The organism is Polaromonas sp. P1_G1 (genome assembly GCF_056405595.1).
This window is the reverse complement of the sequence record NZ_JBFUBU010000037.1, coordinates 71,583-86,440: the sequence shown is the minus strand read 5'-3', so window position 1 is coordinate 86,440 and position 14,858 is coordinate 71,583. Positions and strand designations below refer to the sequence as shown.

General features: G+C 66.2%; 12 protein-coding genes. 5 read left to right on the top strand and 7 right to left on the bottom strand.

All coding sequences use genetic code 11. From position 1 onward, the window contains the following. Positions 1 to 235: 235 nt before the first annotated feature. A complete protein-coding gene (locus AC1D1Y_RS18555; protein ID WP_477683616.1) occupies positions 236 to 1,486 on the top strand; it encodes a benzoate/H(+) symporter BenE family transporter in 1,251 nt (416 codons plus the stop codon). Next, positions 1,483 to 2,439, top strand: a complete 957-nt coding sequence (gene gshB / locus AC1D1Y_RS18550) for a glutathione synthase (RefSeq protein ID WP_477683615.1) — start codon at positions 1,483 to 1,485, stop codon at positions 2,437 to 2,439. The genes AC1D1Y_RS18555 and gshB overlap by 4 nt, the downstream gene beginning before the upstream one ends. Here gshB and AC1D1Y_RS18545 read toward each other — a convergent pair. From AC1D1Y_RS18545 to AC1D1Y_RS18525, 5 genes are all read right to left on the bottom strand, one after another. Continuing rightward, positions 2,405 to 3,724, bottom strand: coding sequence for a PepSY-associated TM helix domain-containing protein (locus AC1D1Y_RS18545; protein WP_477683614.1), 1,320 nt, complete (start codon positions 3,722 to 3,724; stop codon positions 2,405 to 2,407). The genes gshB and AC1D1Y_RS18545 overlap by 35 nt on opposite strands. Positions 3,725 to 3,736: 12 nt before the next feature. Further along, a complete protein-coding gene (locus tag AC1D1Y_RS18540) occupies positions 3,737 to 5,977 on the bottom strand; it encodes a TonB-dependent receptor (RefSeq protein WP_477683613.1) in 2,241 nt (746 codons plus the stop codon). A 358-nt stretch (positions 5,978 to 6,335) separates the two neighbouring features. After that, positions 6,336 to 7,130: a class II glutamine amidotransferase gene (locus AC1D1Y_RS18535; RefSeq protein WP_477683612.1), complete on the bottom strand. Its 795-nt coding sequence runs from the start codon at positions 7,128 to 7,130 to the stop codon at positions 6,336 to 6,338. A gap of 2 nt (positions 7,131 to 7,132) precedes the next feature. Further along, complete coding sequence (locus AC1D1Y_RS18530; protein WP_477683611.1) at positions 7,133 to 8,611, bottom strand: MFS transporter; 1,479 nt, start codon at positions 8,609 to 8,611, stop codon at positions 7,133 to 7,135. Between the two features lie 14 nt (positions 8,612 to 8,625). Further along, positions 8,626 to 8,817 (bottom strand): 4-oxalocrotonate tautomerase, encoded by a 192-nt coding sequence (locus tag AC1D1Y_RS18525; protein WP_411881369.1) that lies wholly within the window; start codon positions 8,815 to 8,817, stop codon positions 8,626 to 8,628. A 220-nt stretch (positions 8,818 to 9,037) separates the two neighbouring features. On the opposite strand from AC1D1Y_RS18525, the gene AC1D1Y_RS18520 reads away from it, so the two are divergent. Beyond that, positions 9,038 to 10,411, top strand: a complete 1,374-nt coding sequence (locus tag AC1D1Y_RS18520) for a zinc-binding metallopeptidase family protein (RefSeq protein WP_477683610.1) — start codon at positions 9,038 to 9,040, stop codon at positions 10,409 to 10,411. A 51-nt stretch (positions 10,412 to 10,462) separates the two neighbouring features. Continuing rightward, entirely contained in the window at positions 10,463 to 10,798 is a 336-nt protein-coding gene (locus AC1D1Y_RS18515) for a hypothetical protein (RefSeq protein ID WP_477683609.1), read from the top strand. A gap of 21 nt (positions 10,799 to 10,819) precedes the next feature. Here the strand turns inward: AC1D1Y_RS18515 and AC1D1Y_RS18510 are convergent, their stop codons facing one another. Together AC1D1Y_RS18510 and AC1D1Y_RS18505 are read right to left on the bottom strand one after the other, a co-directional pair. Continuing rightward, on the bottom strand, positions 10,820 to 11,257 hold the full coding sequence (locus AC1D1Y_RS18510; protein ID WP_477683608.1) for an OsmC family protein: 438 nt from the start codon (positions 11,255 to 11,257) through the stop codon (positions 10,820 to 10,822). Between the two features lie 119 nt (positions 11,258 to 11,376). Then, positions 11,377 to 13,977, bottom strand: a complete 2,601-nt coding sequence (locus tag AC1D1Y_RS18505) for a DUF1631 family protein (RefSeq protein WP_477683607.1) — start codon at positions 13,975 to 13,977, stop codon at positions 11,377 to 11,379. A gap of 324 nt (positions 13,978 to 14,301) precedes the next feature. Between AC1D1Y_RS18505 and AC1D1Y_RS18500 the strand changes: the two genes are divergently transcribed. Continuing rightward, positions 14,302 to 14,853, top strand: a complete 552-nt coding sequence (locus AC1D1Y_RS18500; protein WP_477683606.1) for a hypothetical protein — start codon at positions 14,302 to 14,304, stop codon at positions 14,851 to 14,853. The last annotated feature ends 5 nt before the right edge of the window (positions 14,854 to 14,858 follow it).

Sequence of the window (14,858 nt, the reverse complement as noted above, 5' to 3'; positions counted from 1 at the left end):
TAGCGAGACCCCGTCTGGACCGAGCACCGCAGGTTGCCCGCAGCGAAGCGCAGGGACGCAGCAACCAGGGTCGCCTTTTCTTTTGCTTACTTTTCTTTTGGCGAAGCAAAAGAAAAGTGAGTAGCCGCCGGGCTACCCCCGGCCAGCAAGCCCATGCAGAGAGCACAGAGGAGAGGGAGCGCGCAGTCGGCGCAAGACCCGGCACTCCACCCCAACCCCTGCCAAAATCCCCCAAATGCAATTCTTCAAAGACCTCAACCTCGCCGCCTTCACCGCAGGCTTTGTGGCCGTGCTGGTCGGCTTCACCAGCTCGGTGGCCATTGTTTTCCAGGCCGCGCTGGCCTTCAACGCCACGCCGGCCGAAATCGCGTCGTGGATGTGGGCGCTGGGGATCGGCATGGGGGTGTGCTCGGTGATCCCCTCGCTGTGGCTCAAAAAACCGGTAATGGTGGCCTGGTCCACGCCGGGCGCGGCGGTGCTGGCCACGGCCGGGCTGGCCGGTGGGTTCTCGATGGGGGAGGCGGTGGCCGCTTTCATGGTCAGCGCAGCGCTGATCACGCTGTTCGGCATCACCGGCTGGTTTGAAAAAGCCATGAACCGCATCCCTGTGGCGATTGCCTCGGCGCTGCTGGCCGGCGTGCTGGCGCGCTTCGGCATCCAGGCTTTCGCGGCGGCGCAAACGGCCTTGCCGCTGGTGCTGCTGATGCTGGCGATCTATTTGCTGGGCAAGCGCCTCTTGCCGCGCTATGCCGTGCTGCTGACGCTGGTGGGGGCGATTGTTTTTGTGGCCGCACGCGGGCAGCTGGCCTGGTCTGAAGTGGCTTTTTCTTTCGCGGTGCCGGTGTTCACCATGCCGACGTTCAGCTTCGCGGCCATCGTCAGCATGGCGATTCCGCTGTTTGTGGTGACCATGGCCTCGCAAAACCTGCCGGGCGTGGCGACCATTTACGCGGCGGGCTATGGACCGGACAGCGCCGGCGGCGGCATCCCCATCTCCAAAATCATCACGCTGAGCGGCCTGGCCACGCTGGTGCTGGCGCCCTTCGGCGCCTTCGCGCTCAACCTGGGCGCCATCACGGCCGCCATCTGCATGGGCAAGGAAGCGCATGAAGACCCGGCAAAGCGCTACACGGCGGCCGTCTCGTGCGGCGCGATCTACATCGTGATCGGCATCTTCGGCGCGGCCATCACCGGCCTGCTGACGGCTTTCCCCAAGGAGCTGGTGGTGGCCATCGCGGGGCTGGCGCTGCTGGGCAGCATAGGCAGCGGGCTGGCGGCGGCGGTGAAGGACGAATCGCACCGCGAAGCGGCGCTTATCACGTTTCTCGTCACCTTGTCCGGCGTGGTAATAGCCGGTGTGGGCTCGGCCTTTTGGGGTGTGGTGGCGGGCGCACTGGCGCTGTTTGTACAACAATACGGCCAGCAGCACCGTGAATCCCCGTCCGGGACGGCCCCAGCAGATACCCGAACCCCTTCCAAACCATGAACCTTCTTTTTGTCGCCGATCCGCTTGAGTCCTTCAAGATCTACAAGGACACCACCTTYGCSATGATGCGCGAGGCGCAAAAGCGCGGCCACCGCGTCAGCGCCTGCCTGCCGGCGGACATGAGCTGGCAGACCGGCGCGAAAGTCACGGCCCAGGTGCGCCACATCACGCTGACGGGTGATGCGGACACCTGGTTCACGGCGGACGCCGCGCGACCCGACGCGCGCGAAGCCATCGCGAGCTTTGACGCGGTGGTCATGCGCAAGGACCCGCCCTTTGACAGCGAGTACTTCTACAGCACGCATTTGCTGGAGCAGGCCGAGCGGGAAGGCGCCAAAGTCTTCAACAAGCCGCGCGCGCTGCGCGATCACCCGGAAAAGCTCGCCATCCTGGAATTCGCGCAATTCAGCGGACCGACGCTGGTCACGCGCAGTGCGGCCGACATCAAGCGTTTTCATGCCGAGCACAAGGACATCATCCTCAAGCCGCTGGACGGCATGGGCGGCATGGGCATCTTCCGTGTGAAGGAAGATGGATTGAACCTGGGCAGCATCACCGAGACGTTGAACCGTGACGGCGCACAAAGCGTGATGGTGCAGAAGTTTTTGCCTGAGATCGCCAAGGGCGACAAACGCGTGCTCGTCATCGGCGGCAAGCCCGTGCCCTTCAGCCTGGCGCGCATTCCCCAGGGCAGCGAGGTGCGCGGCAACCTGGCGGCCGGCGGCCTGGGCGTGGCGCAGCCGCTGTCAAAACGCGATTTTGAAATCGCCGAGGCGCTGGGCCCGGTGCTGGCCGCGCGCGGCCTGCTGCTGGCCGGCGTCGACGTGATCGGCGACTACGTGACCGAAATCAACGTCACCAGCCCGACCTGCTTCCAGGAAATCCATGACCAGGCCGGCTTTGACGTCGCGGCGATGTTCATGGATGCGCTGGAGGCTGCGCTGAAAGGCTGAGCGGCCTCGCAGCCTGCGCCTCGCCGGGATCGTCCTGCGCTTCGCGGCGCGCAGCCAGCACTCGCGAGCGCCGCTTGCGCCACCAGATCACGATGCCGGTCACCGACAGCATCACCACCACCATCCCCATCAGCGACATCATGATGCGGCCCGGCAGGCCCAGGATGCGCCCGCCGTGCAGCGGCAATTGGAGTTGCGCGAAGACGTCGGCCGCGGTGCCGTGCCAGGGCTGGTTGCTGCTGATCAGGCGGCCGTCTTCCGCGCTCAGGTAGAGATTGGACAGGTCCATGCCGTCGCTGTCGTCATGCGTGGCATGGTCGAAGAATGAGACGTTGTAAAAGCCGCCGCGCTGGTTGTAGAAGACGCCGCCCGGTGAGGTGGCCCAGCCGCGGCGTGTGGCTTCGGCCCGGGCGATGCCGACGATTTCAACGAAGCCGATCTTCGGCTCGATGCGCGCACCCAGCGGCGCCAGCGGCACCAGGGTGGACGGGCCGGGCGTGGTCTTGGACACCATGGACAGCAGCGGGAAAAATATCTCGCGGTTCAGGTTGATCGAGAACGAGGTGAAGGCCACCACGATGATCAGGCCCCACACCCACAAGCCGCCGGCGCGGTGCAGGTCGAAATTGAGCTTGTAGCCGCCGGCTTTCCAGCGCAGCAGCCAAGAGGGTTTCCAGCGCGACCACCAGCTTGCTGCATCGCGGTGCGGCACTGTTTCGGCACCCGCGCGCTTGCGCAAGCGGCGCGGCATGGTGAGGTAGAAACCGACAAAACTGTCGAGCAGCCAGACCAGCGCGATGCCGCCCATGATCCAGTGGCCGACGCGGTCGCTGCCCCACATCGCCGGCACATGCAGCGTGTAATGCAGCTTGCGTAAAAAAGGCATCAAGGTTTCGGGCTTGAACGACACCGCGTTGGAATCGCGCTTGCCGCGCACCTCGGCCGTGACCGGGTCGACAAACACCTGGTTGTAGCCGAGCTGGTAGGGCCGGCCGGTGGCCGGGTCCTTGCGCGGCTGCACGAAGTAGCCCGCGGCATGGCCTTCCTCGAAACCGAGCGGCAGGTAGGCCACCCGCGCGCGCGGATCGTGGGCTTCGACGGCGGCGGCCAGTTCGAAGGGGTCGCGGAAAGGGCCGCGCGCCTCGGTGTCGTAGAGCTTGCTGTTCAGCCAGCCGTCGATCTCGTGGTCCCACGAGATGACGGCGCCGGTCAAGCCCGAGACGATGAGGAACAGCGCGGTGGACAGCCCCATCCAGCGATGCAGGACAGCCCAGAGGGTTCGCATGGCGGCAGGCCTTTAGAAGTCGATGCTGCCGCTCACGACGAAGGTGCGCGGCGCGCCCATGACCAGGTAGTTGTCAGTGGGCGAGGCGCCGCCGGCCGAGGCCCAGTACGACTTGTTGAGCAGGTTGTCGACACGTGCGCGCAAGGTGAGTGCGCGGCCCTTGCCAATGTCCATCAGGTAACGCGCGCCCACGTCCAGGCGGGTCCAGGCGGGCAGTTCCTGGGTGTTGGCCGCATTGGCGTACTGCTTGCCGGTGTGGATCACGCGCGCATTGAGCGCCAGGCCGCGCACCCCGGTCACGTCCCATTCGGCGCCGAGGTTGAGCTGCTGGCGCGGCACGCCGATGGCGTCCTTGCCGTCAGTGGCGCCGGTGAGTGTCTTGCTTTGTTTGGCATCGAGCAGCGTCAGGCCGCCGAGCAGGCGCAGACCGCGCATGGGCTCACCGTAGATCGAAAACTCCAGGCCCTGATTGCGTTGTTCGCCGAAAGCGCCGTAAGTGGTGCCCACCACACCGTCGAGCGGTCGGTTGGTTTCAAACAGGGCCACGCTGCCGCCGAAGGTGCCGGCGTCGTATTTGGCGCCGATTTCTGTCTGCTTGGAATGGAAGGGCTTGAACACCGTGTTGGCATTTGTCACAGGTGTCACCACACCAGCGATGGTGACGGTGGCCGGGGCAATCTTGCCGGGCACCAGGCCTTCGATGTAGTTTCCGTAGAGCGACAAGTTGCTGTTGACCTTGAACACGATGCCGGCGACCGGCGTGGTGCGGCTGCTTTCGATGGGCGCGGCGGCGACGCCGGTGTTGTAGGCGAAGGTCTGCTGCTTGATGGTCTGGTTGCGGGCCCCCAGCGTGAGCAGCACGCTGTCTTTCGCGAACGAAAGCGTGTCGGCGATGGCCAGGCTGGAAGTCTCGGTCTTGGCCTGCAGCGCGGGGCTGGCCAGGTTGTTGCCGACAAAACCGGGGGCGGCGCTGTTGGCTACCGGGAAAGCCGAGGCGACGGGCGTGTAGATGTTGCTGGTCACACTGGCCGCGGAGAACGCGAAGGCGTTGTAGCGGTCGTTTTTATACGTCGCGGCGGAGGCGACCACCGTGTGGCCTATGCTGCCCGTGCTGAACTTTCCGCGCAAGCCGGCTTCCAGCGTGGTGATCTTGTCCTCGCGCGTGTTGCTGAAGCGCGTGGCGGTCGTGGCGCCCGCGGCGTTGGTGAGGGTCGGGTTGGCCAGGTCATTACCCTCCCAGCTGTTGCGCACGCCGCCGGCGACCCAGCCGGTGATGGCGCTGCTGAAATCCGCTTCGGCACGCACGGTGGCGAAGGTGTCGCGCTCCTTGGCAGAGGTCCAGGACTGGGCGAAATTGCTTTTGGCATCCGGCGCGGCGGGAATCGGCAGCAAGGCCGACGGCGTCACGTTCGGGCGGCCGGCGGTCAGCGTGTAGTCCTGGTGGCCGATGTCGGCCGAGATGCGCACATTGCTGCTGCGCCAGTCCAGGCCGACGCCTATGGCGGTGAGATTCATTTTTTCGTTGTCGACACCGGTGCCGCCGTCGCGCTTCACCGCGTTCAGGCGGATGCCGGTGGCCTGGTCGGGGCCGAATCGGCGCGCGATGTCGGTCGAGATGGAAGCCTGGCCGCCTGTCTGATAGTTCAGGCCGGCCCGTGTCAGCGGCTCGTTGGGGGCGCGCTTGGGCAGCAGGTTGATGCTGCCGCCTATGCCGCTGCCGCCGGGCGCCGCGCCGTTGAGGAAACTGTTGGCGCCGCGAAAGACTTCCACGCGCTCGAGGAATTCGGCCGCGATGTACTGCCGCGGCAGCATGCCGTAGAGGCCGTTGTAGGCCACATCATCGGAGTACACGGGGAAGCCGCGCACCATGTAGAGCTCCTGGAAGTTGCCGAAGCCGCGGGCCGTGCGCACCGACGGGTCGTTCAGCAGCACGTCGGCGACGCTTTTGGCCTGCTGGTCCTGGATCAGCTCGTTGGTGTAGCTGGTGCTGGAAAACGGCGTTTCCATGATGTCCTGGTTGCCCAGGATGCCGACGCGCCCGCCGCGCGCCACCTGGCCGCCGGCAAACGGTTTGGTCAAACCTTCGGCCGAAGCGTCGGCGCTGGCATTGACGGTCACGGTGGACAAGGTCGCGGTTGGCGTACCGGACTCCGGCGCCGGGGCGGGGGCGGTTTGCGCATGGACTAGCGGCAGCCAGAGGGCCAGGGTAGCGGCGGTTGCGATGGGTGTCAGGAGAAAACGCGATGAGGGCATGTTTGGGCTGAAGGTGTTTTAAATGAGAATGATTATTATTACCTTGATCACCGGAATCCTCTTGCCCACCGCCTCCTTGTGTCATTTCTTCGATGAATTTCGTTGCGGTGCCACCACGGTATGTACACACATCATTCGCCGCGCACGCCTGCCGGCCGGGGCTCAGCCCGGCACAAGCCCGCAAGGCCATGCTGCGCGAGATGGGCGGCCAGCCGACCGCCGTACCACCGGAAGGGCGGCGACTTTGACAGCATTTATGTAGTGACCGTGCGGCGCAGCGAGGGCAGGCCGTGGCCAGCTTCCGCCATGAACAGCAGCAGCTCAACGGGCAGGCCGCTGCTTGCCCCCAGCCGTGAAGCTAGGCCGCGGCCAGCGCGCCGTCCTCAAACACCTTGAGCTCGCCCGGCGCGAACGCCGTCCAGGTTTCGTTGGTGGTCAGCGGCGCCGTGACCACCACGGCCACCTTGTCGGTGGGACGCGTGTGTTCGGCGAAGTTCACGCTCACGTCTTCATCGCTCAGCGTGGCATGCGCGAAGGGGTGCCGGCGTTCCACGTAATAAAGATTCGTGGAGGCATGCGCCCACAGCGCCTGGCCGTTGCTCAGCAGGAAGTTGAAGGTGCCATGGCCGGCGATCTGCGCCGCGAGTTCGCGCAGCGTGATGCTGAGTTCCTTCACGCTGGGCACACCCGCATGCGATTTGGCCATCTCCTGCATGATCCAGCAAAAGGCGCGCTCGCTGTCGGTGGTGCCGACGGGCCGGAAGCTGCCGTGCAGGCGCGGCGCAAAGTCCTTGAGGTCGCCGTTGTGCGCGAACACCCAGTAGCGGCCCCAGAGCTCACGCACAAAGGGATGGCAGTTCTCCAGCGCCACGCGGCCCTGCGTGGCCTTGCGGATGTGCGAGATCACGTTGCGGCTTTTGATGGGGTAGCGGCTGATCAGCTCGGCCACCGGCGAACTGCAGGCCGGCTGGTGGTCGACAAAGTGGCGCAGGCCCTTGTCGCTGGCGCCGGCCACGCTGTCGTCACCTTCAAAAAAAGCGATGCCCCAGCCGTCGGCATGGTGGTCGGTGTGGCCGCCGCGCTGCGCGAAACCGCGAAAGCTGAAGGTCACATCGGTGGGCGCGTTGCAGTTCATGCCCAGGAGTTGGCACATGGTCAGCCTGCTTTCTGTTCGTCGTTGGAGATGGCGGCCACGGGCACGCGAAGCTGCCAGGCCGCCACCATGGCCAGCAGGCACAGCGCCGCCAGCATCAGGAATGCCTCGTTGAAAGCCGCCAGCCGCGCCGGGCTGCTGGTGCTGTTGGCCAGGGAATCACCATGCACGGCGAGCCGCCACTCGAGCACGATGCCGCACAGGCTCACGCCGATCGCGCCGCCCAGCATGCGCAAGAAGTTGATGGCGCTGGCGCCCTGCGACAGCAAATGCTCATGCAAGGGCCGCAGCGAGCCCAGGTTCAGCGAAGGCAGGATAAAACCCAGGCCGATGCGGCCCAACGTGGCCCAGGCCACCAGCATCCACAGGCCCGAGGCCAGGCTCACCGTGAGCATCAGCGCGAACGAGGCCGCCAGCAGCGCCAGCCCCGTGCTGACGAGCAGCCAGGTCGGGTGTTTGTCGGCCAGGCGCCCCACGCCGGCGATGGTCGCGGCCAGCACCAGGCCGGCGGGCAGCAGGATGGTGCCGACATGCGAGGCTGACAAATTCAAACCCAGTTGCAGATAGACCGGCAACAGGTAGGTCGAGCCGAACAAGGCCGTGCCATAGATGAAGGCCACGATGCTGCCCATGGCAAACGGCCGGTAGCCGAAGAGCGCCAGGTTCATCAGCGGCGCACCGCCCGTGGCGGCCAGGCGGCGCTGCCACCAGATAAACGCCGCGAGCGCGGCAACCGCCCCACCGAGCAGTACAAAAGCTTGCGCGCCGCCACCTGCACCGTGCAACTCGACCATGCCGTTGAGCAGGCACAGCGTGCCCAACGCGCCCAGCAACAGGCCGCGCCAGTCGATCATGGCCGTGTTGCGGTTCGCCGCCACGCCGCCCGGTGCGGTGTCGGGCACGTAGCGGTAGGCCATCCACAGCGACACCAGGCACAGCGGGATCACCATGAAAAAAATCGAGCGCCAGCCGAACAGGTCGACCAGCAGGCCGCCTATGCTGGGCCCCACGGCGGGCGCCAGCACCACGCCCATGCCGAAGAGGCCGCTGGCGCGGCCCTGCTCATGCGGCCCGAAGGCCCGCATGATGATGATGGCGGGAATCGGCTGCACCACGCCGGCCGCCAGTCCCTCGGCCACGCGCGCGCCCAGCACCAGGCTGAAATGGTTGGCCAGGCCGCCGACGATGCCGCCGGCCATCAGCAGCAGCATGGTGCCCGCATAGGTGCGGCGGTAGCCGTAGCGCGCCAGCAGCCAGGGCGTGGTCAGCATGGAGACCGTCATGGCCACCATGAAGCCCGAACTGACCCATTGCGCGCGCTCCTGCCCCAACGTGAAGTGGTGGCTCATGTCGGGGATCGCCACGTTGACGATGGTCGACGACATGATGGAGGCCATCGTGCCTATCATGACCGACAGCAGCAGCAGCCAGCGATAGCGCGGGCCGTGCCGCGCCTGCAGGCCGGCGAGGGAAGCGGACACGAGCGGGCCCGGGCTCAGTCCCTGGGCTCGGACCAGAGCTTGCCGCCGGTGGCCCAGTTCTCGCGCTTGATGTCGGTGATCAGGATGTCCACCGAGTCGGGCTGGCCGCCCAGGATTTCAACGCTGACGCGGGTGATGGCCTCGACGAGTTTTTTCTTCTGCTCGATGGTCCGGCCTTCCATCATTTCGACGTGGTACGTGGGCATGGTTTCCTCTGGATGAAACGCTTGCGGCGGGATTGCCGCGGGGCGCGTGGATACCCGATGATAAAAGCAAGCGTAAAAGCAGGCGGCCGCCGCTGGCTTGTCGGCCTGCGCTGACAGGCTCACGGGGATTGCCGCCGCAGGGCCGCGCGGCAAACCGTGGGACACTGGTCTTCCTCTGGGCGTCCCGCACCCATGCCTGCGGGTTTCATCCGGGCCACACTTGTTTCTCACCACCTCCGCCCCTTCCACCGAGCCTCCTCTTCCCCTGCTGGCGGGCCGCAACTACCGCTGCCAGTGCGGGCAGCCGGTCTTCTTTCGCAACAGCAAGTGCCTGGCCTGCAACACGCCGCTGGGCTACGACTGCGAGCGCGGCCTGCTGCTGCCGCTGATGCCGGGGCCGCGCGAAGGGACCTGGCGCGAGTGGCAGGCGGGTGCCGCGCCGGCCGCGCCGCCGCCCGACGACACACAGCCGCCCCGGCTCGAGGCGATTCCCGGCCAGGAGTCCGCGCCAGGCGCCACCACGACCGCGGTGGCGCCATCCGCCGAAGCTGATACCCCCCAAACCACCGAAGAAGACACGGAAGACGGCGAGCCGACCTACAAACGCTGCCTCAACCTCTCCACCCCTTCCTCCTGCAACTGGCTGGTGGACGAGCACGACCCCGCCGACATGTGCCGGGCTTGCCGGCTGAACCGCACGATTCCCGACCTGACCAATCCGGAGCAACCCGACAACGGTTACCTCTGGGGACGCATAGAGCTGGCGAAGCGGCGGCTGGTGTCCTCGCTGATCCTGCTCGGGCTGCCGGTCGCGTCGCGCATGAGCGAGGATCCGGAACGCGGCCTGATGTTCGACTTCCTGCGTTCGCCGGTCAACGGCCCGCACATCATGACCGGGCACAACACCGGCCTGATCACGCTCAACATCGATGAAGCCGACGATGCCAAGCGCGAGGCGGTGCGCAAGGCCATGCGCGAGCCCTACCGCACCCTGCTCGGGCATTTCCGCCATGAAGTGGGCCACTACTACTGGGACCGCCTGGTGGCCGGTACGCCCTGGCTGGAGGGCTTTCACCAGCTCTTCGGCGACGAAACGCTGGACTACAAGGCCAGCCTGCAGCGCAACTACGACGAAGGCCCGCCCGCGGACTGGCCGCTGCATTTCGTGAGCGCCTACGCCAGCACCCATCCGTGGGAGGACTGGGCCGAGTGCTGGGCGCACTACCTGCACATGCGCGACACGATCGACACCGCGCTGAGCTTCGGCCTGAGCGTGGACCGCTTCGACCTGGAGTTCACCCCCTTCACGCTGGACGCGCTCTACCAGCCCGAACACCCCGACGCCGAGCAGTTCCTGGGCTTCATCAACCACTGGACCCGTTTGACCACCATGCTCAACGAGATGTCGCGCAGCATGGGCCAGCCCGACTTCTATCCTTTTGTCCTGCCGGCCGAAGCCGTCGGCAAGCTGCACTTCATCCACCTGTTGGTGAGTTCGGGCAGCTGGCGCGAGCAGGCACCGGAAGCGGTACAGACGCAGGAACAGGGGCAGGAACAAACACAGGGGGCGCCGCAGGCGCAGCCGCTTTCCTGACCGCAAAGAAGCACGGGGTCAACCGGCCGTGTGCGCTACAGTGGCAGCGCCATGCCGCGCCGCCCCAAAAGCCACCACTACAGCGTCTATGTGATCGAGCTAGCGCCCGAGGTCTGGGACGTGGCACGCTTTCGCCGCGCCAACCCGGACTACCAGTTGGGCAAGCCCTTTGTCTATGTCGGCATGACCGGGCTGGACCCGGACGTACGCTTTGACAAGCACAAGGCCGGCATCCAGTCCAACCGCTTCGCCCGCGATTTCGGTGTGCGCCTGCTGCCCCGCCTTTATGAGATGTACAACCCCATGCCTTACGACGCGGCGCGCGACATGGAGGTTGAGCTGGGCATAGGCCTGCGCGAAGCGGGCTACGGGGTGTGGCAGGCCTGATCGCAGCGCTGCCGGGGACGACTACTTGCGCAAGGTCGCCGAGAGCGTGATTTCCGGTACGCTGGCCAGCGCCTTCGACAGCGGGCAGGCCTTCTTGGCGCCCTCGGCAATTTCCTGGAATTTCGCCTCGTCGATATTCGGGATGGCCGCCTCCAGCGTCAGCGCGATGCGGTCGATCAGGAAACCATCCCCCTGCGGCACCAGCCGGACCTGGGCGCGGGTGTCGACCGAACTGGTGGCAAAACCGGCCTTGTCGCAGGCAAAGGAAAACGCCATGGTGAAACAGGCCGCATGGGCCGCGCCCAGCAACTCTTCCGGGTTGGTGCCGCTGCGGTCGTCTTCAAAACGGCTGCCGAAGCCGTAGGGATAGCTCTTGAGCGCACCGGTGTCGGTGCTGATGCGGCCCTGGCCTTTTTTGCCGGCGCCTTCCCAGTGAACGGAAGCGGTTTTTTCAATCATGGCAGCCCCTTGAAGATGAAAGATGAAAGCGAATTCATCAATGTGCTCGCCGGCCGCGCATTGGGGCGTCAGACAGCGCCGCGTGCGGCACGCGGGGCGCTTCCTACAGCACCGGGGGTTTACGCGGTTTCCGGCTCGGCCTGGCTGGCCGGCACCGTCTGGGACGCGACTTCCGAAGCGACCGCGTCCAGCGCCTGCGCCACCACGCCCTGGTTGTCGACCGGCCTGAGCAGGCGCTCCCGGAGCAGGCGTTCGCAGCTGCGCTTGGTCATGGAATGCGGCTGGCCGCCGTGGCTCACGAACATGAACAGCGTGCCCCGGGTGCTGGCCCAGATCAGCTGCGCGCGCAGCCAGCGGCGACGCGAGTACAGGTCGACCCAATGGCCGGCCCGCAGGCCCGCCAGCAGGCGCTCGGCATCGCTCTGGGCCAGGGCCGGCGCGGCATTGGCGGAAGCCTCCTGCTCGGCGAGGAGTTCGGCATGGGAAGAATCGACCTCTTCCTCGACGGGCTGCGCGGCCTGCACCGCAGCGGCAGCGGGTTGTTCGTGTTCTTCTTCCAGCGGCATGAGCTCGCCGGGCACTGTCGGCAGCGTGTCTTCAAAGCCCGCCGCATCGAGTTCGTCGCGCGCCAGCCAGGGATGGGCGGCGGCCTTGGCGCGGCGCTGCTCCGGGGTGGCCGGGAGTTCTTCGGGTTCCAGCGGCATGGACCCGGAGTCCAGCGGCGCCACGCCCGACTCTTCGGCATCGCGCTGGCTTTTCAGGCGGCGCAGCTTGAGCACCGGCCTGTGCAGCTTCATCAGGCCTTCAAAAAACGGCTCGCTCTCGCGCGGGTCCTGCCCCAGCAGGTCCAGCCCTTCGTGCAGCTTCGCCAGCAGGCTGGGAATCATCTCGATCAGCTTGGCGGGGCGCTTGAGGGTGACCTCGCGCTTGACGCTCCAGAGCAGGTCGGGCACCACCGAGCCGAAGCCCATGGGGTCGATCTGGTTGCGCGTGTCGGCGAGCTTGGCATGCGCCATGGCCAGCGCCCAGGGGCCGAACAGGAAATCGAGCACCAGGCCCGGCACCTTGTCCAGGTCCGAGCGCGTGCTCAGTTCAAAGGCGATCTGGTCGGCCTGGGTCTGCCGCTCTTCGGCAAAACGCAGGGCCTGCAGCACGTTGTTGCGGTTTTCCGCCTCGAGCTGGTCCTGTTCGTCCCAGCCGTATTCCAGCGCGGCCAGCGCCATGCCGAAGGGCTGGGCATCTTCGATCGTCAGGCTGTTCAGTTCGTTGAAGGCACGCGTGACCGGCGCGAAGAAGGCCAGGAACTCTGGGCTGAATTCGTCGTTGTACTTGAAGCTGCGCTGGGCCACCCGCTCCATGACGCGGCGCCCGGCATGGCCTTCGTCGCTAAAGAATCGCGGATCCACCATGGCCAGGCGCAGCAGCGAAGGCTCCAGCGCCACGATAGCCTCGCGCACCGGCACCAGGAGGCGCGGGTCCTGCGCCACCTGGTTGACCAGTTTGCGCACCACCTCCAGGCCCAGCACCTGGCCGACCTGGCGGGCTTCTTTCTTGAGCTGGGTGCGCACAATGGCGCGTTCCCGCGGCTTGGCATACGAACCCCAGACCTGCGAGCTGAGCTGGCTGCGCTCGTCGACCAAACGCTGCGGGCGATCAACGGCCGGCATGTCCTCATAGTCGGACAGGTAGCCGGGGCGTGACTCGGCCAGCGGCGCGGAACCGGAGTCGGGCGCGGCGTGAAGGGCGGCCAGTTCTTCTTCAACGGTCTCGTAATAGGAAGGCGTCAGGCCGTGGTGGGCGTTGCTGCCGCCGTGGAACAGGAAGTCCTGGAACAGCTCGTCGCGTATTTCGTAGTTGGACAGGTCGGCGTATTGCGGCGCCGGCTTGCCGCCACCCTCACCGAAGCCGCCTTCAGCGCCACCACCGGCACCTTCGCCGTTTCCGCCGCCCCCGGCACCGCCGCCGGATCCGGAAGCCGCCGCGCTCGAACCGTTTCCGCCCTGGCCACGCCCACGGCCCACGCTGGCCGGCGTCTGCAGCACGCGGTAGGTCGCACCCTGCACGTTGGCGAGTTCAAGCTGGTTGACCAGCCGCTCATAGAGCCGCTTGAGCTCACGCCCCAGCGGGTCGGCCATGTATTTGAGCCACAGCGAGACCACCGCCGGCTCGGCTTTGCTCGCCACCGCCATCTCACGCAGGGTCTGTGCGAAAACTTCGGGGCGCAGCGGGTTGAGTTCGGGCCGCACGTTGGGCAGGCCCTGCACCGTGCTGATCAGCTTGTTGAGTTCGGCCAGAACGTGGTCGACGGCCGGCAGCACCAGCTGGAGCAGCCGTGAAGACTCGATCGCCTTCGACACGTCCCGGTCGTCGACGAGCGAGAAGCTGGCGTGCGTCAGGCTTGCGAAAGCGCTGGAGGAGGCCGCGGCCGGCTGTTCCCCGGAAGAGGATTCGGGGGCCCGGGCCGCCTGCGCCGCGGCGACCGCATTGGCCTTGAAATGGACCATCAGGTCGGCCGGGTACTGCTGGGCCCAGGCGGGCTTGTTTTTCAGCAGCTCGCGCCAGGCCGTGGCCAGTTCGTCGCGTTCGGCCACTTTCATGCTCTGCGTCTCGGCCACCTGCAGGCCCGCCACCGCATCTTCCATGCACTTTTCCAAAGCCGGCCGCGCCGCTGTGGCTGCCGACTGGAGACAGGATTGAAGAACGTCAGGTTGCGAAGCCATCTGGAGCCAGGATTTCCGGAAATATGAAGTGAAAGCGCTCAGCCAGCCAGCTTGCAACCATACGTGCCGGGGGCCAGAGAGATGTCTAGCGTAAAGGCCAACCGTGTTTTCATTGGGACGCTTGCAAAGTGTTTCACTTGGTTTCGCCTGCACACATATGATTCCTGCGGCGCTCTTCCCTCAACGCAGCGCAAGCTGCCGCTTAAATCCCCCGAATGAACGTTTGGAGGAGGGATTTTTGTAAGATCGGCGCTTCTTTGTAAAGGTCGGTTTGGCGCAACACTTTCAGCGCCCGGACGGCCATCCACTTCCCCGGAGCGAGTTTTGGCGTCACTTGGGCCTGTTTCTCTGGGTTTTCGGCCTCAATGGCTGCTGGCCGGTGCGCTGTGGCTCAGTTCCGGCGCCTGGTCCCACACCGTCCTGGAAAACACAGCCCTGCTGGGCATGAGCCAGCAACAGGTCGCGGCAGCCCTCGCGGATGCGCAGCCCGTCAGGTCGGCGCGACGCCTGCCATCGGGCGCGCTGGGTTCGCTGCGCGTGCCCGACGCGCTGTGCGAAGACGCGCATTTCGAGCAGACCCTGTTTTTTGCGCACGAGAAGCTCGCGCGGATGGACCTCGTGCTCCTCAATCCAGTCTCCGGCCCCGGCGCCGAAGAAGCGCTGGGCCGGACACAGACAGCCTTGCTGCAATCGCTGCGCGCGAAGCTGGGCCCGGAACTCGCGGCCTTCGGCGCCGCGCCTGGCGCGCTACCCGACACCGCGTCGTGGGCCGGCGCGGACGCCGACGTGATGCTGTTCCGCTCGGGCCGGCCGGGACATCCCAGCCTGCACCTCGTGATCAGGCAGCGGCAGTTGGTGGACGCCGGCGAGCTTTAGGCTTC